We start from the raw sequence: 22,355 nt of genomic DNA on the forward strand, positions 1-22,355 counted from the left end.
CCACTCTTGGGGCAGTGGACCAAACTAACGAGTCGCAGAAACGTCGTGAAACTTCACACGCAAATCGTGATTGAAGACGCAGGGACCGTTTACCCTGAGAGAGTGATTGCAACTACTGCGAAAGTGTCCGACGGAGAAATATCCGTCGAATTGGTGAAGCCCGATGACGCCATCTATGTAATGGACCGGGGCTACGTGAACTACAGACACTACAAGCGGTGGTCGGACGACAAGGCCAGATTTGTTGGGCGAATTCGGGACAACAATCGAGTCGAAGTCATCTGCGAGCGCCCTCTCAAGGACGATGCTATGATTCAACGAGATGCCGATGTCATCGTGCGGTTTCAAAACGAGCAAAGGGATATGGTTCCCGTCAGATTGCGCTTGGTGGAGTATGAGGATGATAAAGGCCGCTGGTTTCGGTTGTTGACGAATGTGTGGGATCTTCCTGCCGAGAAGATTAGTGAAATTTATCGATATCGCTGGCAAATCGAGTTGTTCTTCAAATGGATAAAGCAACACTTGAACCTGGTGAAGCTCCACAGCTCGAAGCCGGAATCGATATGGAATCAGATCTTCTTGGCGCTCATCTCGTATTGCTTGGTCCTCCTTGTGCACCAGACTCTTGTCACAAAGCTCACGCCTTGGGAAGTACAAAGCAAATTAAAGTTCTATGTTACGGCCAAGTGGAGCGAGTTCGTGGAAGTTATACATAAGCCTCCACGCCGAAAGAGCAAAGGTCGACGGAAAGTGACAGAGGAACAACCCAGAGCAGGAGTTAAGGAAGTCCGAATCGTGGTGAGATAGTTTATATGGAAAAAATTAGGCATACAGCTACGCTTAATCCTGCATGTACCGTTTTAGGGCACAACCCCACAGTTTGAATTCAGAATATTTCGAACAGTTGAATGTTAGGTTGTTTGCAAGCGTAGTGCAAAATCTGCGCTTATCTCGCCGTTATGATCAAAATTTGCGCTTATCTCGCCGTTATGATCAAATTTTGAACTAAAAGACATTGAAAATAAAAAAAGAAGCGAGGTCGCCCTCGCTTCTTCGGATGCATTTTCCTATCCTTACTCCCACTGACGGCGCGGCTTGTAGCCCGCCCGTTCGAGGAAGTCCTTCTCTACGTCGCGCGGAATGCCGTTCAGTCCGATGTCGGACCCTCGCGAGACGACCAGCATCTTGCACGCCATCTCGAGCGTCTGCAGCGCCATCCGCGCCTCCCGGATCGTCGTGTCGTATACGAGGACACCATGGTTTTCGAGCAGCAGAATGTTGGCGGCCTTCGCCTTCTCCCGCACGCCCTCGCCCAGCGCCTCCGTGCCCGGATGGAAATACGGCACTCGCTCCACGCGCTCGAGATAATACATCGTCTCCACGAACCAATTCGACGGAATGTCGATCGAGGAGCAGGCCACGAGCGTGCTGTAGAACGGCGATGCGTGCAGCACCGCGCCGATCTCCGGACGGTTCTCGTACACCGCGCGGTGCATCGGCGTCTCCTTGGACGGCTTGCGCCCCTCCGCGCCGTAGACGCCCCCGGCCAGGTCGCATTCGATCAGGTCCGCGTCGTCCAGCTCGCCGAGGAACGTGCCGCTTGCCGTAATCATGTAGCGGTCTCCCTCGGTTCTCGCGCTGATGTTGCCCGCGTTGCCCCATGCGAGGCCGTATTGCATCATATATTTTCCGGTGTGCTGCAGTTCCGCGCGCACCGATGCTGCCGTCGGCATAGCGCCGCCCCCTTCCGTTGCCCTATATGCTTAATTATTTAAACAGCTGCGGAACGCCCACCGAAAGTTGCGGCACGAACGTGATAATAAGCAGCGTGACCAGCAGCGCCAGGTAGAACGGGATCATGCCCCGCGTAATTTCCTCCAAGCGAATCTTCGCGATTTGCGCGGAGATAAACAGGTTGATGCCGAGCGGCGGGGTGCACATGCCGAGCGCCAGGTTGACGATCATAATGATCCCGAAGTGCACCGGATCGATGCCGAGCTGTACCGCGACCGGCACCAACAGCGGAGCCAAGATGATAATCGACGCGTTCGTCTCCATGAACATGCCGACGACGAGCAGGAACAAGTTAATCAGGAGCAAGAAGACGATCGGATTGTCGGAGATGCCCATGAAGAAGCCCGCGACAAGTTGCGGAATGCCTTCCCTTGTCAGGATCCAGCCGAACAAGCCCGCGCTCGCCAAGATGAACATGATGATCGCGGTCGTAATCGACGAGTTGAGCAGCACTTGATACAGCTGCTTTAGCTTGATTTCCCGATAGGCGAGGAACCCGACCAAGAACGAATACAATACCGCGACGCCCGCCGCCTCCGTAGGCGTAAAGACGCCTCCATAGATGCCGCCGAGGATGATGACCGGCATCAGCAGCGCAAGGAACGATTCCTTGAACGCTTTCCATAGCTCCGCGCCGGACTTCGCCTGCTCCTTCGCGTAGTTCCGCTTCTTCGCGATCACGACGACCGTAAGAATCAGGGATAAGCCGATCAATAACCCGGGCACCATGCCGGCCATGAACAAATCGCCGATCGACGTGTTCGTCGCCACGCCGTACAGGATGAGCGGGATGCTTGGCGGGATAATGACGCCGAGCTCGCCGGATACCGATTGCACGGCGCCGGAGAAGTTTTTGTGATACCCGCGCGAAATCATCGCCGGGATCAAGATGCTGCCGAGCGCGGCCGTCGTCGCGGCGCTCGAGCCGGAGATGGCCGCGAAGAACATCGACGTCACGACGGTGACGATCGCGAGCCCGCCGGAGAAGTGACCCGTCAGCGCGTTGGCGAACGCTACCAGCCTTTTCGAGATGCCGCCGAATTCCATCAAGGTGCCCGCGAGCACGAAGAACGGAATGGCCATGAGGGGGAACGAATCGATCGACGTGAACGAACGCTGCGCCAGAACGATGAGCGGCGTGCCGCCGTCGTACCAGATCGCGACGGCCGACGCGAGTCCCATTGACACGGCGATCGGTACGCCGAGGGCGAAGAACAACAGGAGGAACGCGAATAGTATGACACCCATTACAGTCTCTCCTCCAGTTGCGTATTTTGCTCCGTTGCCGGCGTCGTCAGCGATTCCATAATGACGGCGATCGCATTGAGCAGCAACAGCGCCGCGCCGATCGGGATGGCCGCGTACGGGATCGACATCGGAATGCCGAGGCCTGCGGCCGTTTGGCGGCTGACGACGCTTTGAATGTCGATGCCCTGCTTTAAGAGCACGACGAAGAAGACGATCGAGACGAGCATGACGACGATCTTCAGCCACTTTCTTGCCTTGGGCTTCAGCGCCTCCGCCACCGCCTCGATGGCTACAAGCTTACTATGGCGCAGCGCGAGCGCCGAGCCCAAAAACACGACATAGACCATCAAGTATCTGGCTAGCTCCTCGGTCCAATGCAGAGGATAGTTGATGACAAACCGGCAAAACACTTGCACGATGATCAAGATCGCCATCGTGCCGAGCATGACGGCGACGGCGGCGCCTACGAGCTTGTTCAGCCCGTCGACGAGTTTCACGGCTGTTCGCATGACATCGCAGCCTCCTTCGCTTCCAGAATCGATCATAGAAAGACCGGCGCAGCGATCAAGTTGCGCCGGTCGCAAATTTCTTATTGCACGTTCACGATGCTGTCATAGAGCTCTTGGCCGAATTTCGCAGCGAATTCGCCGTGCACCGTTTTCGCCTTCTCCATGAACGGAGCCGGGTCGACCTCGATGATCGTCGTACCGTTATCCTTAAACTTCTGCAGCAACGCCGCCTCTTGTTCCATGACGAGGTTGTTTTCGAACGTCGTCGCTTCTTTCGCCGCTTCTTGCACTGCAGCTTGCTGCTCGGGCGAAAGCTTCTGGAACGTAATATCGCTCATCGTCAACAACACGTAGCCGTACACATGGTTCGTCATCGTGACGTACTTTTGTACCTCGAGCAGCTTGTTGCTGTCGATGAACGCCAGCGGGTTTTCTTGCGCGTCGATGACGCCCGTCTGCAAGGAGGAGTATACTTCGCCGAACGCCATCGGCGTCGGCGTCGCGCCCATCGCTTCCCATGCCGCGATCGACGCCGGGATTTCCGGCACGCGAATCTTGAGGCCGCTCAAGTCTTCGACCTTCTCGATCGGACGGTTGGACGTCAATTCGCGAGGGCCGCGAACCCAAAACTCCAAGCCGCGAATTTGCGCGTTGTCGAGCAAGTCTTGCTTCAACTGCGTTCCGACTTCTCCGTACAACACCTTCTCAAGGTGCGTTTGATCCCGGAACAGGTATGGCAATTCAAGGATGGAGAACGGCTGGTGGAAGTTCGACAATACGCCCGCCACGAGCGCGAAGTCGACGGAGCCGAGCTGCATGCCTTCGATCAGGTCGCGGTCGTTGCCGAGCGTGGAGCTCGGGAATACTTCGACCTCGACGGTGCCGTTCGACTTTTCTTTCACGAGCTCCGCGAATTTCATCGCGCCGAGATGCCAAGCGTCCGTTTCGCCGGTAATATGGCCGAGGCGAAGCTTCACGACGTCCTGCGCCGCCGCGCCCTCGTTGGACGCGCCGCCGCCGCATGCCGCCGCAGTCAAGAACAGGACCGAAGTGATAGCCGTAAGTGCAAGCTTCTTAAACATTTGTAGTATCCCCCAAGATGTCAATTTTTGATTTCTCGATTTCTATTGCTTTATTTAAAAGGTGACAAGCACCTTCATCGAGCGGTCTTCTTTCTTGTCGACGAGGCGGAAGCCTTCCGCCGCTTGCTCGTACGTCAGTCGGTGCGAGATGATGGCGTCTTCCTTCACGGCGCCGGCGGCGATCAGATCGATGGCCGAGATCGTGTCTTCCCGGGTGTAGGTCATGCAGCCGACGATTTCCTTCTCCTGATTTTGCAGGTTGTGAATGTCGAACGTCTGCGTCCCGTGGAACATGGCGATGGTCACCGTACGTCCGCCGCGGCGAAGCAGCTGCAGCGATTGGTCGATGATGCCCGGAACGCCGGCGGCGATCAACACCTTGTCGAACTCCCCGCCGACGAGCGACTTCGCCTCGGCCGTCCAGCTTTCTTTGTTCATAATGTTCATCGTATGGGTCGCGCCCATGTTCTCCGCCGTCTCCAGGGCGTAGTCCATGACGTCCGAGACGAACAGCGTCGTCGCGCCCGCCGCCTTCGCGGCCGCCATCGCAAGCAGACCGATCGGCCCCGCGCCGAGTACGGCGACTTTGTCGCCGACCCCGATGCGGGCTTTGCGCACCGCATGGACGCCGACCGCGAACGGCTCGACCAAGACGCCTTGCTCGTACGTCATGCCTTCGGGGAGCTTAAATACGGTCTGCTCCGGCGCGGCGAAATATTCCGCCATCGTACCGTACCAGCCGTTGATGCCGGGGGCGCCGCGCGAGCCGCAGTAGTTGACGTTGCCGGTCAGGCACGCTTCGCAGCGACCGCAGCCGGTTTGCGGCTCGACGGTGACGCGGTCGCCGATTTGGAAACGAGTGACCTCCGCGCCGACCGCCACGACCTCGCCGGCCACCTCATGGCCGATAATGACAGGGGGTTTGCGGAACGGGTGGAGCCCCTTGTAGGTATGGATGTCGGACCCGCATATGCCGGCCACCTTCACCTGAATCAACACTTCGTTCGCGGCGATGACAGGGACCTCGACTTCCTTGACCACGACCTTGTATGCGTCGTCTACGTAAACCGCTTTCATATCGGTTCCTCCGCTTCTAAGATGTTTGCTCTCATCCGATAATTTTTTATCTCTATAACTGCTCTTGCGTCTTGACGGCCGTTCGCCCGGCCGCGCGGTCAAGCGAACAGCTTTCTCTTCGAATTTTGCAGATGCTCGCGCATCCGTTCGACCGCGTCCGCGCTGCCGCGCTTCAGCGCTTCGAAGATGTCGAGGTGGTCCCGGTAAAATTGCTTCATCCGGTGCGGGTCCTTCTTGAGGTGCCGCAGCGTGATGCGAAGCAAGTGGTCGTGATAGTTCAACAGCACGCGATATACCTCTTGGTTGCCCGCGAACTCGCAAATCGCGAGGTGAAACTCGTGATCCGCCTTCGCGAACGCCCGAATGTCGAGCCGCTCGACGATGCCCTCCGTCTCGCGGAGATTTTGTTCGAGCCGCGCGAACTGCGCGTCGACCAGCTTGCCGAGCACCGACTCGCAGTTGTACACCTCAAGCACCGTTCGCAAATCATAGATGTCCATAATTCGCTGCAGCGTCAAGTCGTTAATGAAAATTCCATGCTTGGAGGCGACTGTCAGAAACCCTTCGGATTCCAACCGGGTGAGCGCCGCCTTGATCGGCGTCTTGCTCATCGCGAGCAGCGCGATCAGCTCCCGCTCCGATAGAAACCGTCCCGGCTCGAAGTGCTCCTCGAGAATCAATTCCTTGATCTTCTCGTAAGCGACCTCTTTCAGCAACGGGTTCGTCGACCCTTTGTTCCCCTCTTCCACAAGCCATGTCTCCTCTCGCGGCGGTTACGGCGTCGCGCTGGTTTTCACTTTGCGGAAATAATCGGGACTGCCGAACTGTCCGCCCTTCAGGGCGATCTCCAGGCCGTCCATCGCCTCGTCTTCCGAGTACATCCGGCACAGCGGCGCGCCCGGGGACACCGGCATGAGCATCTCGAGGCCGTAGCCGCCGAGCTGCTTCATCACGAAGCCCGACGTGTCGCCGCCGGCGATGACGACCCGGCGCAGCCCCGCCTCTTGCACGATCCGCTTCGTCCAGCGGCCAAGCTGTCCGCCGATAAACTCGCCGGATTCGTTGCCGCGCAATCCGCGCTCCGAAAGCAAGCGGCGCGTCGCCTCGATATCCGGGTCTTCCGGGCCGAGCGCGGTGTACAGAACGACGTCCTGCCCGGCGGACAGCCGGCGGACGGCTTCTTCGAGTACCGCGGCCGGCGGCTCGGCGTCGTTCGCGATCATGGCCGGCGTCAGCTTCATGCCGTGGAAGCCTTGCTCGATCGCCGTCTCGACTTGCTGCCGGCTGATCGGCGACGCGCTGCCCGACACGGCGAGGATGCGGTCCGCCGCGGCGATGCCGCTTTTCGCTTGGGTATCGCCCAGCATGCCCCGACTGCGCCAATACGAAACCAAAGCGTATTCGATGCCGGAGGAACCGACGACGAATTGCGAAGCTTCGCGCGACGTCTCCCAGAGCAAGCCGCCGCTCGTCGAGAGCCGCTCGTCGTCGAGGACGTCCAGCAGCAGCAGCGTGTCCGCTCCTTCGAGCCGCGACCGGTAAGCCGCGAGCACGTCGTCGAAGGCGCCCTCGAGCTCCAAGATGTTCATCGAGCCGATCGGCTCGTCGATTTGGCGCGACAGATGCTTTCGCAAATCGGCTTCGTCCATCGGCGTGATCGGATGACGGGACATGACCGGATGGCGGTCCAGCCGGTACACGTCGCCTTTCATCTTGGCGAAGTGGTTTCCGAACAGCGTGTATCGGCCTAACGCCGGCGCGCCGACCAGCAGCGGCACGACGCGCTGGTTCGGGAAGAACGGCCTCGACACGCGGATGGCGTGGCCGATGCTGCCGACCTCCGGCGCCGAATCGAACGTCGAGCACGTCTTATAATGCACGATCGGCGCGCCGGAGGCGGACAAACGCTCCATCACGGGGCGAAGCTCCTTCTCCATCTCGGCCGGCGACTTCGCCCGGCTCGTGCCCGCGACGCCGATGCACCGGATGCCCTCGAATTTCGCCAGCATCTCGCCGGACGGCGGCTCGAGGAACAGCACCGTGCGGTACCCCTGATTGGCAAGCGCTTCCATCGCGTCCGTAGAACCAGTAAAATCATCGCCATAAAAGGCTAATAACAAGTCGCTTCCCTTCATCAACGGGATCTCCTTCCCGGTCAACACCATAAATTTATTATGTGTTCTCAAATAGATCTATCATGGAATCTATCTTAGGACGACAGCTATGGATTGTCAACCCTTTTTCGAAACCAAGACGCAAGAAAGGCCGCCCCTCCGCCATTAGTTCATGACTTTGGGGCAGCCTCTCCGCCGAGATGCTTGCGAATAAACAACCACGAGAAGATCGGCGCCGAGCCGAGAATCAACATCAGCGTCGTGATGTGCGCCGGTTTCTTCGTGTACGACACGACGGCGATGAAGGCGATCGTCCCGAGAATGCGGCCCAGGTTCAGGGCGGACTCGCGAAGCACGACGTATTCGACGCGATGCTCCGCGCTCTCCGTGTTTTGCCCGATCATATCGAAAATCGTCGACGTAATCGGAATCGAGTACAGCGGGTAGAACAACGCCACGACGATCCCGAAGAAAATCAGCGTCGAATAGCTGACCTGCCAGAAGAACGGCAAGATGACAAGCGTCATCGCCAGCGCGCCTACCAGCATCGGGATCGACCTGCGCCCCGGCTTAATGAGTCTGCCCGCCAAGAAAAACGCGACGAGCGACACGGCGGACGTCATGAGCGCGAAATTGCCGAGCTGCAGCTCGTTCTTCGTCGCGATATACACCATCAGCCCGATCAGGAAGCCGAATACGCCTTCCCGAATGCCCTGCGCGAACAAGGCGGGATATGCGCTGCGCCAACAGTTGTCCTTCTCCCGAAGCTGCTTGATGCCGTACAGCCACTCGTAGTGCTTCAGCGCGGGGCGCCGCTTCAGGAAGAAGCTGACGATCGCGCCGACGACGAACACGCCCAAAGAGATGGAAAAGATGAGGCGGTAACCGGTCGTATTCGGCATGCTCGTGATGAGAAAGCCCGAAATCCACGGCGCGGCCATGCCGACCGCCGAGCCGAGCAGGCCCGCCCAGCCGTTGAACCGGTCCCGATTGTCGCGGTCCGTCACCTCGAAATAGACGACGTTGAAGGCCAGCCAGAAGAAGGCCGAAGACAAGCCCTGGACGCCGCCGAGCAAGAACACCCAATGAGGAGCGCTCTTCCCGAGCAGCAGCACGAGCAAATAGAACAGCGCCGCCAGCGCGACGCCGAGCCGCAGCGAGTTCATCTTGTTGCCTTCCTTCACCCACTTGCCGGCAATGACGAACGTCGTCGCCATAACGATCTGGTGCGACAGCGCGAACCACCCGATCATCGCGAAATCTTGTTTGGCTTTCCACAAATACACGTTAACGAACGCCCCGGAGAGCGCGTTCGCGCAGGCGAACAAGGCGTTGACGAGGAGAAGCAGCCGGGTCTGACCGTCGAGACGGCCTCTCGAGCGTTGTGTCGGATGCGGCATGATTCGTACTCCTTTGCTTCCACGCGTTTAAGGGTGTGTTTCGCTCCCCGTAGGTTACCCAAAACCCGCCGGGGGAAACGCCGTGGAAAAAAGAGGATTCGCCCGCTCCGCCGCGCTTACTCGTCCGCGTCCGCTTCCGCCAGCCTCGCGATCAGCGCCTTCTTATCCTTCTCGGCGAGCCGCTGATGCGCCGTGAAACAGTGCGCGCAGACGAACGTCTCCAGGCGGAACGGCGCCCGCAGGAAAGGCGGCAGCGCCGGAGACGGCGTGCGAGGCGCGAAATGCGCCTCGCCGATCAGCTGATCGCCCGCGAAAACCATGTACTCTTGGCATTGCGGGCATTCCGGCACGTCCTCCTGCGCATCGAGGTATTTCTCCGCCGCGCGGGTGTAGCGGCTCCAAGCGTCGTCGTCCTCTTCGTCGAAGGCGAGCGCCGCGTCCCGCTTCACCGTCACCGTACGGTATTCCGCAAGCTCGTTATAACAATGCGGACAATTCGGCTCGGGCCCGAGCTCCTCGTCCCACGTAATCTCCATCTGGCACCACGGACATACTTGCTGCTGCGACAATTCGGCCGACTCCCCTTCTATAAGGTGCTAAAATAATAAATTCCGGCGATCAAGAAAATCAGGGCGAAGACGAACAGCGTGCCCCATAAATATTTCACGACAATTCTCCCCCTTACCTTCCCCTATTGTAACGAAAACCGATGCCGGAAAAAAGCGCGCCGCCCCGTTACCCTTCCATCGCCGGTTCGTTTACAATAAAGGAAATCCGATAAACGGAGGGGAAAGCGGCATGCGCGTATTCGTGACGGGCGGCACCGGATATATCGGCTCCGCGGTCGTTGAAGCGTTGGAGAAGGAAGGGCATGAGACGATCGGCTTGGTTCGAAAAGGAAGCGCCCGCCGCGGGCCGCTCGCGCGGCGCGGCATGCGGACGGTGGAGGGCGACCTGCTGGCGCCCGAGACGTATCGATCCGCCCTAGCGGAGGCGGATGCGGTCATCCACCTCGTCGGCATCATCCGCGAGGCGCCGTCCCGGGACTTGACGTTCGACCGGGTGCATGTGGAGGGGACGCGCGCGCTCGTCGACGCTTGCGTCGCCGCCGGCTTCGCCGAAGCGGGCAAGCGCTTCGTTCATATGAGCGCGCTCGGCGCCCGCCCCGCCGCGACGACGGCGTATTTCCGCACGAAGTGGGCGGCGGAGGAGCTGCTGCGGAACAGCGGGCTTACGCATGTGATCTTCCGGCCGTCCGTCGTGTTCGGGCCGGACGACGCGTTCGTCAACATGCTCGCCGGACTCGTCCGCGCGCCGCTGACGCCGGTCATCGGCGACGGCCGCTACCGGATGCAGCCGGTATCGCTTCGCACGGTGGCGGACGTCTTCGTCAAGGCGCTGACGTACGATCCGGTCGACGTCGCCTTCGACGTCGGCGGTCCGGAGCAGCTCCCCTACAACGACATGCTGCGCGAGATCGGCGATGCGCTGCAGCGGCGCGTCCGGCTCGCGCACGTCCCGCTCGCGCTCATGAAGCCGGTCGTGGCCGCGATGGAGCGCTTCCCGTTCTTTCCGATCACGACCAATCAGCTGACGATGCTGCTCGAGGAAAACATCTGCCGCAGCGGCACGCCGTTCTACGACGCCTATGGCACGCCGCCGATCCGGTTCGCCGACGGCATCCGCGAGTACCTCCGGACGTAGCCGCGGGACGGAAACGCAGGCGGCCGCCCCCGATTCGCCGGGAGCGGCCGCCTGCGTTTATTTCAGCTCCGCGACGGTGACGCCGTGGCCGCCTTCGTTGAAGGCGCCGATGCGAAACGTGCGGACGTGCTTGTGCCGGCGCAAATACTCCTGGATGCCGGTGCGCAGCACGCCCGTTCCTTTGCCGTGGATAATATACACCTGCGATAAGTTCGCCATGATCGCTTCGTCGAGGAATCGGTCGACCTCGACGATCGCCTCCTCCACGTTCGAGCCGCGCAGGTCGAGCTCGGTGCGCACGTTCTCGTCCCGCGTGCGCTTCACGGTCGCGACGCTGCGCTGCGCCGCGCCCTTCGCCGGCGCCGACGCGCCGACGGGCTCGAGGTCGGTCAGCGCGACCTTCATCTTAATGATGCCGAGCTGCACGACCGCTTCGTTCCCGTGCCGCTCGACGACGTGCCCGCGCTGACCGAGCGAGACGACCTTCACCTCGTCGCCCGCCGCCACCTGCGCCTTCGCCCGCCCCCCGCCGGTTGCAGCGGCCGACGGCTTGCGCGGCTTCGGCGCCGCCTCCTCGAGCCGCCGCTTCGCTTCGATCAGCTTATGCTCCTTGATCGACGCGCCTTCTTCCAGCGCCTGACGCCGCAGGTCGGCGATGATCGTCTCCGCCTCCCGCCGCGCCTTCGACAGCGCCTCGACCGCTTCGCGTTCCGCCTCCGCCATCAGCTTGTCGCGCTGCTCGGCGAGCCTCCGCTTCTCCTCCGTCAGCTCGCGCCGCAGTTCCTCGGACTCTCGCCGCAGCCGCTCCGCCTCCCGCCGCTCCGCCTCCGCCGCGAGCCGATGCTCCTCGAGCTTCGCGATCATCGACTCGACGCGCTGATCCTCCTCGGTCACCTGCACGCGCGCGTCCTCGATGACGCGCTTCGACAGGCCGAGCCGCTCCGCGATCGCGAACGCGTTGCTTCGTCCCGGCACGCCGACGAGCAGCCGGTACGTCGGACGCAGCGTCTCGACGTCGAACTCCATGCTCGCGTTAATGACGCCCGGCCGATCGTACGCATACGCCTTCAGCTCGCTGTAATGCGTCGTCGCGACGAGCCGGCAGCCCATCGCGCGGATGTGCTCGAGGATGGCGATTGCGAGCGCCGAGCCCTCCGCCGGATCCGTGCCCGCGCCGACCTCGTCGAGCAGCACGAGCGAGCGCGGCGTCATTTTCTTAAGGATGCTTATAATATTAGTCATGTGGCTAGAGAACGTACTGAGGTTCTGCTCGATGCTTTGCTCGTCGCCGATATCGGCGAACACCGCGTCGAACACGCACAGCTCGCTGCCGTCCTCGGCCGGCACGAACAGCCCCGTCATCGCCATGAGGCTGAGCAGGCCGATCGTCTTGAGCGACACCGTCTTGCCGCCCGTATTCGGGCCGGTGACGATAATCGCCGTATACGAACCGCCCAGCTCGACGTCGAGCGGCACCGCATCCTCCATCGGAAGGAGCGGATGGCGGCCGCGCCGGATGCGCAGATAGCCTCTATCGTTCATCGCCGGCAGGCTCGCCTTCATCTCGCGGGCGAGCCGCGCTTTCGCGAACAGGAAATCCAGCTGCCCGAGCAGGTCGACGTTGACGCCCAGCGGTTCCGTCTCCTCGGCCACCGCCGCGGTCAGCTTCTGGAGAATTTTCTCGATCTCCCGCTCCTCGGCGATCCGAAGCTCGCGCAGCTTGTTGTTCATCTGCACGACCTGCTCCGGCTCGATGAACATCGTCGCGCCCGAGGACGACTGGTCATGCACGATGCCGCCGAAGGAGCTCCGATATTCGCTCTTCACCGGAATGACGAAGCGGTCGTTCCGCACGGTAATGAGCGCCTCCTGCAGCATCTTCTGCGTCGACGAGCTGCGGATCATCGATTCTAATTTTTCCCGCACCCGCGCTTCGCCGCCGCGCAGCTCGCGCCGAATGCGGTACAGCTCGTCGGACGCCGTATCGACGACGACGCCGTTCTCGTCGATGCAGCGCCGGATCGCCTCCTCGAGCGGACGAAGCTCGAGAATGCCCTCCGCCAGCGCGCCGAGAATCGGAGCGTCATGCTTCTCTTGATACGCTTCGATGTGGCGCTTCACCCGACGGCCGCCCAGCACCGTATCGGCGACGCCGAGCAGCTCGAAGGCGCTGAGCGTGCCGCCGATCGCGGAGCGCTTGAGGCTCGCGCGAATGTCGACGATGCCTCCGAACGGGGCCGCCCCTTTCATCCGATCGACGGCCGCGGCCTCGTCCGTGCCGGCGAGACGATGGCGAACTTCTTCCAATTCGCCGCTCGGCACGGCGGCGGCGGCGAACGCTTTTCCGACGGATGTGGCCGCGAAAGATTCTAATTTATTTATGATTTTTGGGTATTCGAGTTTCTCCAATAATTTCTTATCCATGCGTCGCACGCTCCTCACGTCTGTATTATATCCAATGCGACGGGGCAAAACTAGAAAACGCACCGAAAACGTCACATCAGCGTGCGACTACACTGTAACGAGGAGGACGGAAAAACATGCATTTCTTAGGCCATGTGGTCAGATTCGTGGTTTCGGCACTCGTCTTATTGTTGGTCGGCGCCCTCGTTCCCCAGTTCGAGGTGGGCGGCTTCTGGAGCGCGCTGTTCCTGGCGCTGGTGATCGCGCTGTTCGGCTGGGTCGTCGAAGGCATCTTCGGCAAGCGCATTAACCCGTTCGGTCGGGGCATTGTCGGCTTCCTGGTGAGTGCGCTGGTCATCTACCTGGCGCAGTTCATCGTCGGAGGGGTCGACGTCTCGGTCATCGGCGCGATTCTCGCGGCGCTCGTGATCGGCATCATCGACTTGTTCCTGCCGGTCGGCTCCCCGTTCGATCGCGGCGAACGCCGCCGGGCGGACTAAGTCGGGAACGAAAAATCAGTCTGCACGCCTCTTGTGCGGGCTGGTTTTCCCCCGTACATAATTCACGGTTCCGTCATGGACTTCCTCCGGATTCGGAGTACAATGGGTGTAGTAGAGACTGCTTGATCTACCTCATTTATTCTTACGAAACCCGGGGGGTTATTTTTTATGATGAAAAGGTTACTCGGTACGTGCTTCGTCCTCATCGCGGTCGTCGCCGCGCTCGCGGCGTGCGGCGGAGGCGGCGGCGCGTCGTCGTCCGCGCCCGCGGTCGAACCGACGGGCAACACGGTGGAGCTGAAGATCGAAGCGACCGACTTCGACTTCAACGAGAAGGAATACCGCGTGAAGGCGGGCGACACGGTCAACGTGACGTTCGCGAACGTCCAGGGCATGCACGGCATCGACATCCCGGGCGTGGACGTCCGGCTGAAGGACGGCGCCACCGCCACCTTCGTCGCGCAGCCGGGCGAATACGATATTATCTGCAACATCATGTGCGGCACCGGCCACTCGTCGATGCGCTCGAAGCTGATCGTGGAGTAACTGTTGGTTTTAATAAAACGAGCGAGCCGGGAAGTTCCGGCTCGCTCGTTCGCGTTACTGCGTCTCCGACTGGGTCAACTGAATCCACTCGTTGAACTCCGTCTGGAGCTTTGCATACTCTTCCTGCAGCTTATGGTACTTCTCGAGCAGCGACGGGTCCGCCGGCTCGTCGCCCGCCGCGGCGGAAGGCGCCGCGGGAGCCGGCGCGGCCGGCCCCTCGGCCTTGCGCTCTTCGGCCGACGCCGCCTCGCTCGCCGCGAGCGCCTCCTCGCGACGCACCCGCTCCGCCTCGAGCTCCGCGATGCGCGCCTCCAGCGCGGCGATCGTCGACGCCGACACGCTGGCGGCTGCGTTGTACTTCGCCTCCCATTCGGCGACCCGCTCCGCCCACGACATGCTCGCGAGCTCGGCCTCCTCGACCAGCCGCTCGTTCTCCGCCGACAACGCGTCGATCCGCTGCTGCAGCTTCGCGACCTGCCCCGACATGCCGCGCTCCTTCTCCTCCGTCAGCTCGAACGCCTTGCGAAGCTCTTCGATGCGCTGCTTCGACTGCGAATGCTCGCTCTCGTACGCGTCCCACTTCGCCTGAAGCCGGAAAAATTCGTCGGCCATCGAGATCAACGCCAACACGGCGACCTTCTGGGAGTCGAGCCGCGGGTTCGCTTTGGCGATCGACTCCATATTTTCGTTCACGTAGGCGGAGATGCGCTTCATGTACGTCTGGCTGAACGTGCCGACCATCTTATAAGTGGTTCCGAATATATCTACGGTGGTCCGAATTTTATCCTCCGGCATCATGCGATAGGTTCCGCTCCTTTCGACAGCGTTCTGCCGAACGTCTCGACAGCGTTCAACAAAAACGCCGTCGCATCGTCAACTTTCGTACGTATTCGATGCGGCCGGCGCAGTTTCCTGCTATTCGATTATACAACTTTGTGTTTTTCTTGCTTTACTTCCGAAGCTCCGCGCCGTGGCGTTCGGCGAGCGCCGCGACGACCCGCTCGTGCGCGCCCGCGACCTCCTCGTCGGTGAGCGTTCGTTCGCCGTGACGGTAGACGAGCGCCAGCGCGACGCTCTTCTTGTCCGCGCCGAGCCGCTCGCCCGTGTACACGTCGAAGACGCGGACCGACTCGAGGAACGCGCCGCCCGCGGCCCGCACCGTCGCGACGAGATCGCCCGCAGGCACGCCCCCGCCGACGACGACCGCGATGTCGCGGGAAGCCGCCGGGTAACGCGGCAGCGGATCGTAATTCGCCCGCAGCACCGCCGCTTCCGCCAGCGCCTCGAAGTCCAGCTCGAACGCGTACGTGTCGTCGAGCTCCCACTCCGCCTGCAGCGCCGGGTGAATTTGGCCGATGCGGCCCAGCTTCGTGCGCGAGCCGTCCGCGCCTGCCGCGTACACATCGGCGGTACGCCCCGGATGGAAGCCCTCCGGCGAGGAACGCTCGTACACGGCTTCGATGCCGAGGTGCGCCGTCAGCCGCTCGAGCTTGCCCTTCAGGTCGTAGAAGTCGACCTTCGCGCGGCCGCTCTCCGACCAGTTCGGCTCCGCCTTCGCCCCCGTCGCGACAGCCGCCAGCGTCCGCCGCTCTCGCGGCAGCGACGTGATCGCGTCCGTCTCGTCGGTCAGAAAGACGCTGCCGAGCTCGAACAACGCCACGTCGTCGATGCCGCGGTTGCGGTTATGCATGACCGCTTCGATCAAGTGCGGCAGCACGCTCGTGCGCAGGACGCTGCGCTCCTCGCTCATCGGCATCGAGAGGCGCACGCGGCCGCGGCTTTCGAACAACCCGCCCAGCGCGCCGATTCGGTTTTCCGCCGTCAGCGAGTACGTGATCGCCTCATGCAGCCCCGCGCCGGTCAGGACGCGGCGCGCCTCGCGCGCGACGCGCTGATGCTTCGTCAAGGCGCCGGGCGTCGTCGCGCCGCGGACGAGCGTAATCGGAATGTTGTCGTAGCCGTACAGCCGCGCCACCTCTTCGATCAGGTCGACGTCGCGCGTCATGTCGCCGCGGCGCAGCGGCGCCGTCACCTCGAGCGCGTCCCCGTCGCCGGCGACCGCGAAGCCGAGCCGCGCGAAGATCGCGCGCAGCTCGTCGCTCGAAAGCGACGTTCCGAGCGTATCGTTGACGCGCGCGACCGTCAGCGGCACCGTGCGCGGCCGTGGCGCGTCGAGCAGCGCCTCGGCGTGCCCGGGCGCCGCGCGGCCGCCCGCGATCGCGCACAGCAGCGCCGTCGCGCGGTTCAGCGCCGGAATGACCGCTTCCGGATTCACTTCCTTCTCGAATCGAAGCGACGCCTCCGAGCGAAGGCCGAGCTCGCGCGACGTGCGGCGCACCGAGCGGCCCGCGAAACGCGCCGATTCGAGCAAAATCCGCGTCGTGCCGGCCGTCACCTCGGTCGCGAGGCCGCCCATGACGCCCGCGAGGGCGATCGGCTTCTCGCCGTCCGTAATGAGCAGCATATGCGGCTCGAGCGCGCGGTCCTGGCCGTCCAGCGTCGTCAGCCGCTCGCCTTCGCGCGCGCGGCGCACTCGCACGACGGCGCCGCCGCCGGCGAGCGTATCCGCGTCGAACGCGTGGAGCGGCTGCCCGTACTCGAGCATGACGAAATTCGTCACGTCGACGACGTTGTTGATCGGGCGCACGCCCGCCGCCATCAGCCGGTTTTGCAGCCAGAGCGGCGACGGCGCGACGGTCACGCCTTCGATGAGGCGCGCCGCGTAATGCGGGCAATCGTCCGCCGCATCGATCTCCACGCGCACGCGCGCCGCGGCCGGCGCGCACGCCTCGTCGACGACGATGCCTTCGTTCTCCTCGGGCAGCCGCACCGGCCGATCGAGCAAGGCGCCGACCTCGTACGCGACGCCGATCATGCTTAACGCATCGCTGCGGTTCGGCGTCAAATCGAGATCGAGCACCGCGTCGTCGATGCCGAGCAGAGATACCGCGTCGGTCCCGACGTCGGTGCCGGCCGGCAGCACGAGAATGCCTTCCTGAATTTCTTTCGGCAGCAGCTTATCGTTCAGCCCCAGCTCCTTCGCCGAGCAGATCATGCCCATCGACTCGACGCCGCGCAGCTTCGCCCGCTTGATCGCAAGGCCGCCCGGCAGCGACGCGCCCACGAGCGCGACCGGCACCTTCTGTCCCGCGTCCACGTTCGCCGCGCCGCAGACGATTTGCAGATGCTCCGCCCCGCCGACGTCCACCTTGCACACGTTCAGCTTATCCGCGTCCGGGTGCTTCTCCTTCGAGACGACATGCCCGACGACGACCTTCGCGACGCCGAGATTGCGCGGCGCCACGCCGTCGACCTCGATGCCGCCGCGGGTCAGCTTCTCCGCCAGCTCCTCCGGCGACACGCCGGCCAGATCGACGTATTGCGACAACCATTGATAAGAAACATACATCGCTCGTTCTCCCCCTTACCCTCGCGCGAACTGACGCAAGAACCGCACGTCGTTCGTATAGAAATGCCGAATGTCCTCGATCCCGTACCGCAGCATCGCGATCCGCTCGACGCCCATGCCGAACGCGAAGCCGCTCACCTCGTTCGGATCGTACCCGCTCATCTCGAGCACGCGAGGATGCACCATGCCCGAGCCGAGAATTTCAAGCCAGCCCGACTGCTTGCACACGCGGCAGCCGCTGCCGCCGCATACCGCGCACGTGACGTCGACCTCGGCGCTCGGCTCCGTGAACGGGAAGAAGCTCGGCCGCATCCGAATGTTGACGTTCGGGCCGAACATCTCGCGCGCGAATTGCAGCAGCGTCCCCTTCAAATCGCTCATACGAATGCCCTTGTCGATGACGAGCCCCTCGATCTGCATGAATTGATGCGAATGCGTCGGGTCGTCGTCGTCGCGGCGGTACACCTTGCCCGGGCAGATCACCTTGACCGGCGCCCGCCCCGCGCGCGCTTCCATCGTTCGCGCCTGCACCGGCGACGTATGCGTCCGAAGCAGGATGTCGTCGGTAATGAAGAACGAGTCCTGCATATCCCGCGCCGGGTGATCCTTCGGCAGGTTCATCGCCTCGAAATTATAATAGTCGGTCTCGACCTCCGGCCCCTCGGCGACCGTGAAGCCCATCCCGATGAAGATGTCCTCGATTTCCTGCACGATCTTCGTCAGCGGATGCAGCGCCCCGCCCGGCGCCGGCCGGCCCGGCAGCGTCACGTCGATCGTCTCCGTCGCGAGGCGCCGCTCGGTCTCGGCCCGCGCGAACGCCGCGGACTTCTCCTCGATCACCGCCTCGATCGCGCCGCGCACGTCGTTGGCGACCTGCCCGATAATCGGCCGCTCCTCGGCGGACAGCGCCCCCATGCCGCGCAATATTTCCGTCAGCAGCCCCTTCTTGCCTAAATACTTCACCCGCAGCTCTCCGAGCGCGGCCGGATCGCCGACGCCCGCGAGCTCCTGCAGCGCTTCCGCGCGCAGCGCCTCTAATCTGTCCTTCATCCCGCATCCTCCTTGGTCGATCGTTTCTTACCCATAAAAAAAAAGACCTCTTCTCCCTAGCCTAAGGGACGAAAAGGTCGCGGTACCACCCTCATTCGCAGCTGACGCGGCGATGAGAACATTTTCCGAATTCGGAAAACGATCCTCCCCCGCGCGCAGCGCTGCGCACTCGAACGGCGAATAACGGCCGCCTGCCGGTCCACCTTACGCGCGCGCCCTTCGGCGCGGTTCGGGTCGACTGCTCGGGAGCGAAGGTTCGGCGTCGCTGCGCGGCGGAGCGGCTCTCAATCTGCGGCCGTTCCTCCCTGTGCTGCGCGAATTCGCGCGCCTACTGGACTCCTTCATTGCATGTCATATCCATGTTCTGCTTATTATAGCCGACCGTTACAGCAACTTCAAGCCGCTGATCAGGATCAGCGTCGCCATGACCGTCCGCAGCGGCCGCCCCGGCACCTTCGCCGACAACCGGCTGCCGAGCACGACGCCGGGCACCGAACCGACGAGCAAATTCGCCGCCAGCAAATAATCGATATTGCCGTAGATCGCGTGAATCGAGCCCGCCGCCGTAACGAGAAGGAACGCATGCAAAATATCGGTTCCGACGAGCTGCGCCGCCTTAAGGCGATACAGGTAGATCATGGCGAGGGCGAACAAGCTGCCCGAACCGATCGACGTGAGTCCGACGACGAAGCCGAGCGCGGCTCCGACCGCGATCGTCAACCCTTTCTTGCTTTCCGTCGGCATATCCTGCCATCGGTTCGACCCCAGCTTCGTGAAAAACTGCTTCACGATCGTCGCCAGCGCCACGATAATAAGCACGACGCCCAGCGCATGCTTCATGATGGCGTCTTGGTGGGCCGCCAGCGGAGGATACGCCTGAACGAGCAGTACGGCCCCGATCGCGCTCGGTACGCTGCCGATCGCCAAATATTTTGTAAGCGTCAAGTCGATCGTCCTCTGGCGGATATGCTGAATGCTGCCGAAGAGCTTCGTGACCGAGTTATAAAATAAATCCGTCGCAACGGCGACGCTCGGGCTAATGCCGATCAACATCAGTACGGGCGTAAGCAACGCCGCGCCGCCGACGCCGGTAAGACCGACGAGCCCTCCGACCAAGAAACCCATCACTACGATTTCCAATTCCAAGCTTATCACCCGCCTTCCATAAGCGATGCTTATCGGTAGCATCAAAACCTATGATAGTGTATTCGCGGAACCTAGACGGGTGATGGAGGCAATCGATAAAGTATTTCTGGGAAAAAGAGAGACGCCCGTCACGCCGCGGCCGGTTCTGGGCCTGGGCGGACGGGCGGCAGGGCGGGGGATTGCGGAGAAGACGCTGAGGAAAAACCCATCATTTCGCACGCAGGGCCGCCGGAACGTTCGGAAGTGAGCGGTTGCTTTCCGCCGAAACGGTAAAAACCGCCAGCGGGCGGCATCGTCAGCCGAAAACGTCTTCCGACAAACCTAAAAAAGTTGCGAAACGGCTTGCATAGCATTTTCTGAATTGTCTAACAATAAAACCAACAACGATGGAGGTGATATCGAATGAGCAAACACTCGAGCCCTAGCAGCCTGATCGTCCCGCAAGCGAATGCAGCCATGGACCAGCTGAAGCACCAAGTCGCTCAAGAAGTCGGCGTGCAGCTGCCGCCGGACGGATATTACGGGTACGTCTCCAGTCGCGACACGGGCGCCATCGGCGGACATATGGTCCGCAGGATGGTTCAAATCGCGGAAGAAACGCTCGCTCGCGGCGGCCGCGTCTAACCGGACGGCGCGTCCGGTACATAATCCCCGTCGGCCCTACCGGTCGGCGGGGATTGTCGCGTCCGCGGGGCCGGCGAAGCCGCTCGCGCCGGGTGCGGCGCGGAACGACCGCTTCGGGAGCCGCCAGCGCAGTCGTACGGACAGCATGCGAAGCGCGAGCAGCGCCGCGAACAACGCATACATCTCGGCGCCGCCCCGTCCGAAGCCCATCGCGACGGCCAGCCCGGCGAGCATCGCCCAGACGCCGTAAACCTCTTCGCGGAAGACGAGCGGCTTGCGCCGCGCCAGAATGTCGCGGATGACGCCGCCGCCGCAGCCGGTCAAGAGCGCCGCGACGACGATAGCCGGCAGCGGCAGCTGCTTCTCGGCGGCGACGAGCGCGCCTTGGATCGCAAACGCCGCGAGACCGATCGCGTCGAAGAACACCCAGGTCTTCGCGTAATTCGCCCACAGGCGCGGCACGAAATAGACGATGGAGCTCGCCGTCAGCGCGATCAGCAGCAAGTCGCCTTGCTGCCACAGCGCATAAGCAGAGGCGTCCGCGTCGATCAGCATATTGCGCACGATGCCTCCGCCGAACGCGGTGACGAGCCCTAGCGCGTATACGCCGAGGATATCGTACTCTTCTTCCATCGCCGAGATCGATCCACTCATCGCGAACGCGACCGTGCCGACCCACGTCAGCAGTTCCCATGCAACCATGCTTCTCGTTCCTCCCCGCGCATCGTTCGCGCAAAAAAAAGAAGCGCCCGAAACGGAACCCCCGCTTCAAACCCTTCGCCCAGGCGTACGGCTATCCCCCGCGCGCTCCCTCGTGGTCCCCCACGCTTCGCCAGTTACGCGCGTTCGATTGCAATTATGAGTATAAGATACCATCGGCTATCGGGAATGTCTAGACCCGATATTTGCCGGATCCTCCGCCGGCTTCGCCGAAACTTCGTCGGCCGCCGGCTCGGCCGGTTGGGCGAGCCTCTCCGCTTCGACGGCCTCCCGAACCTCCCGTTCGACTTGCTTCGGCACGATCTCCCGAAGCTCCTCCTTCACCTTGCGCTCGATCGTGTTTTTAATGCCGGAATGCGCGCCGATCGCCGACAAGCCGAGAACGACGCCGACGAGCGCCGCACGCTTCGGGTCGTCCGGCGCGAGATAGACGAAGCCGCCGACGAGGCCGAGCGCCAGCGCGACGGCCGGCAGCAGCCGCGAAGGAACGCCCATGCTCCCCGCGAGGCGAACGAGCGCAATGACGATCGGAATAAGCGCGATGTCGTATACCTCGAAGTCCATCTGCTACACCTCCTCCCTGCCAGTCTATGCAGGAAGGGCGCCGGACGGGACGGCGGGGTAGAATCGCCGCTCGAGAGAGATAAGGCGATCCGGCGCAAATTTAGATGTAACGCGAAGGCCGAGCGGTCAAGCGCCGAACGTGAACGCCGTCTTGCCCGCTTTGCCGAGCGGCTCCGCCGCTAGCACGGACGCCGTCAGGAACGTCCGGGGAGCCCCCTTTTCCAAACAAAACGCCTGAATGCGATCTTCCTCCACCGCCAGCAGCCTTACCCGCCGCTTCGTCATGCGATGCCGGCGGTCGGCATAGATGATTACGACCGCTTGCCCCGCGTATTTCTCAAGCGTCTTTCGCATATCGCCCATCACTTCCCGGTAACGAATGTATGTTCTCATTATACCCCAAACATTCGTTCTTATTCCATCCTAAATTTTCTGATTCCTGCAAGCGAAAGAAGCCTAACGCGA

Annotated in this window: 22 protein-coding genes and 1 riboswitch; of the genes, 5 read left to right on the forward strand and 17 right to left on the reverse strand. The window is 62.0% G+C overall.

What is annotated here, in order from left to right; genetic code table 11:
* On the forward strand, positions 1-807 hold an 807-nt coding region (locus VEZ38_RS02240; protein ID WP_324891526.1), incomplete at its 5' end, for an IS4 family transposase.
* Between the two features lie 266 nt (positions 808-1,073).
* Here the strand turns inward: VEZ38_RS02240 and VEZ38_RS02245 are convergent.
* From VEZ38_RS02245 to VEZ38_RS02285, 9 genes are all read right to left on the reverse strand, one after another.
* Complete coding sequence (locus VEZ38_RS02245) at positions 1,074-1,733, reverse strand: class II aldolase/adducin family protein (protein WP_324891528.1); 660 nt, start codon at positions 1,731-1,733, stop codon at positions 1,074-1,076.
* A 34-nt stretch (positions 1,734-1,767) separates the two neighbouring features.
* Entirely contained in the window at positions 1,768-3,042 is a 1,275-nt protein-coding gene (locus VEZ38_RS02250) for a TRAP transporter large permease (RefSeq protein WP_324891530.1), read from the reverse strand.
* On the reverse strand, positions 3,042-3,551 hold the full coding sequence (locus tag VEZ38_RS02255) for a TRAP transporter small permease (protein WP_324891532.1): 510 nt from the start codon (positions 3,549-3,551) through the stop codon (positions 3,042-3,044). The genes VEZ38_RS02250 and VEZ38_RS02255 overlap by 1 nt, the downstream gene beginning before the upstream one ends.
* 80 nt (positions 3,552-3,631) lie before the next feature.
* Positions 3,632-4,633 carry a TRAP transporter substrate-binding protein gene (locus VEZ38_RS02260; RefSeq protein ID WP_324891534.1) on the reverse strand — a complete coding sequence of 334 codons (1,002 nt, stop codon included), beginning with the start codon at positions 4,631-4,633 and terminating at the stop codon, positions 3,632-3,634.
* Positions 4,634-4,687: 54 nt separating this feature from the next.
* The gene (locus VEZ38_RS02265) at positions 4,688-5,710 is read right to left on the reverse strand and encodes a zinc-dependent alcohol dehydrogenase (protein WP_324891536.1); all 1,023 of its coding nucleotides are present in this window, start codon (positions 5,708-5,710) and stop codon (positions 4,688-4,690) included.
* A 98-nt stretch (positions 5,711-5,808) separates the two neighbouring features.
* Positions 5,809-6,459: a GntR family transcriptional regulator gene (locus tag VEZ38_RS02270; protein ID WP_324891538.1), complete on the reverse strand. Its 651-nt coding sequence runs from the start codon at positions 6,457-6,459 to the stop codon at positions 5,809-5,811.
* 24 nt (positions 6,460-6,483) lie between these two features.
* Complete coding sequence (locus VEZ38_RS02275; protein WP_324891540.1) at positions 6,484-7,845, reverse strand: four-carbon acid sugar kinase family protein; 1,362 nt, start codon at positions 7,843-7,845, stop codon at positions 6,484-6,486.
* 149 nt (positions 7,846-7,994) lie between these two features.
* Positions 7,995-9,224 carry an MFS transporter gene (locus VEZ38_RS02280; RefSeq protein WP_324891542.1) on the reverse strand — a complete coding sequence of 410 codons (1,230 nt, stop codon included), beginning with the start codon at positions 9,222-9,224 and terminating at the stop codon, positions 7,995-7,997.
* Between the two features lie 116 nt (positions 9,225-9,340).
* The gene (locus VEZ38_RS02285; RefSeq protein WP_324891544.1) at positions 9,341-9,793 is read right to left on the reverse strand and encodes a hypothetical protein; all 453 of its coding nucleotides are present in this window, start codon (positions 9,791-9,793) and stop codon (positions 9,341-9,343) included.
* Positions 9,794-10,022: 229 nt separating this feature from the next.
* Between VEZ38_RS02285 and VEZ38_RS02290 the strand changes: the two genes are divergently transcribed.
* Positions 10,023-10,928: a complex I NDUFA9 subunit family protein gene (locus tag VEZ38_RS02290; protein WP_324891546.1), complete on the forward strand. Its 906-nt coding sequence runs from the start codon at positions 10,023-10,025 to the stop codon at positions 10,926-10,928.
* Between the two features lie 57 nt (positions 10,929-10,985).
* Here the strand turns inward: VEZ38_RS02290 and VEZ38_RS02295 are convergent, their stop codons facing one another.
* Entirely contained in the window at positions 10,986-13,352 is a 2,367-nt protein-coding gene (locus VEZ38_RS02295) for an endonuclease MutS2 (RefSeq protein ID WP_324891548.1), read from the reverse strand.
* Between the two features lie 116 nt (positions 13,353-13,468).
* Between VEZ38_RS02295 and VEZ38_RS02300 the strand changes: the two genes are divergently transcribed.
* Positions 13,469-13,831 (forward strand): phage holin family protein, encoded by a 363-nt coding sequence (locus tag VEZ38_RS02300; RefSeq protein ID WP_324891549.1) that lies wholly within the window; start codon positions 13,469-13,471, stop codon positions 13,829-13,831.
* A 168-nt stretch (positions 13,832-13,999) separates the two neighbouring features.
* Positions 14,000-14,377, forward strand: coding sequence for a cytochrome C oxidase subunit II (locus VEZ38_RS02305; RefSeq protein ID WP_324891551.1), 378 nt, complete (start codon positions 14,000-14,002; stop codon positions 14,375-14,377).
* 54 nt (positions 14,378-14,431) lie between these two features.
* Here the strand turns inward: VEZ38_RS02305 and zapA are convergent, their stop codons facing one another.
* From zapA to VEZ38_RS02325, 4 genes are all read right to left on the reverse strand, one after another.
* Complete coding sequence (gene zapA / locus VEZ38_RS02310; protein ID WP_324891553.1) at positions 14,432-15,175, reverse strand: cell division protein ZapA; 744 nt, start codon at positions 15,173-15,175, stop codon at positions 14,432-14,434.
* Positions 15,176-15,326: 151 nt separating this feature from the next.
* Entirely contained in the window at positions 15,327-17,786 is a 2,460-nt protein-coding gene (pheT, locus tag VEZ38_RS02315) for a phenylalanine--tRNA ligase subunit beta (protein WP_324891555.1), read from the reverse strand.
* Positions 17,787-17,801: 15 nt separating this feature from the next.
* Positions 17,802-18,836 carry a phenylalanine--tRNA ligase subunit alpha gene (pheS, locus tag VEZ38_RS02320; protein ID WP_324891557.1) on the reverse strand — a complete coding sequence of 345 codons (1,035 nt, stop codon included), beginning with the start codon at positions 18,834-18,836 and terminating at the stop codon, positions 17,802-17,804.
* Positions 18,837-19,220: 384 nt separating this feature from the next.
* Positions 19,221-19,982 (reverse strand): sulfite exporter TauE/SafE family protein, encoded by a 762-nt coding sequence (locus VEZ38_RS02325; RefSeq protein WP_324891559.1) that lies wholly within the window; start codon positions 19,980-19,982, stop codon positions 19,221-19,223.
* Between the two features lie 402 nt (positions 19,983-20,384).
* Here VEZ38_RS02325 and VEZ38_RS02330 point away from each other — a divergent pair, with 402 nt between their 5' ends.
* A complete protein-coding gene (locus VEZ38_RS02330; RefSeq protein WP_324891561.1) occupies positions 20,385-20,606 on the forward strand; it encodes an alpha/beta-type small acid-soluble spore protein in 222 nt (73 codons plus the stop codon).
* Between the two features lie 36 nt (positions 20,607-20,642).
* On the opposite strand, the gene VEZ38_RS02335 is transcribed toward VEZ38_RS02330, so the two are convergent.
* From VEZ38_RS02335 to VEZ38_RS02345, 3 genes are all read right to left on the reverse strand, one after another.
* A complete protein-coding gene (locus VEZ38_RS02335; protein ID WP_324891563.1) occupies positions 20,643-21,308 on the reverse strand; it encodes a trimeric intracellular cation channel family protein in 666 nt (221 codons plus the stop codon).
* A gap of 70 nt (positions 21,309-21,378) precedes the next feature.
* A riboswitch (ZMP/ZTP riboswitch) is annotated at positions 21,379-21,456 on the reverse strand.
* A 29-nt stretch (positions 21,457-21,485) separates the two neighbouring features.
* Positions 21,486-21,890, reverse strand: a complete 405-nt coding sequence (locus VEZ38_RS02340; protein WP_324891565.1) for a hypothetical protein — start codon at positions 21,888-21,890, stop codon at positions 21,486-21,488.
* 126 nt (positions 21,891-22,016) lie between these two features.
* Complete coding sequence (locus VEZ38_RS02345) at positions 22,017-22,283, reverse strand: hypothetical protein (protein WP_324891567.1); 267 nt, start codon at positions 22,281-22,283, stop codon at positions 22,017-22,019.
* Positions 22,284-22,355: the final 72 nt, after the last annotated feature.

The organism is Paenibacillus sp., from assembly GCF_035645235.1.
GTDB lineage: Bacteria > Bacillota > Bacilli > Paenibacillales > YIM-B00363 > Paenibacillus_AE.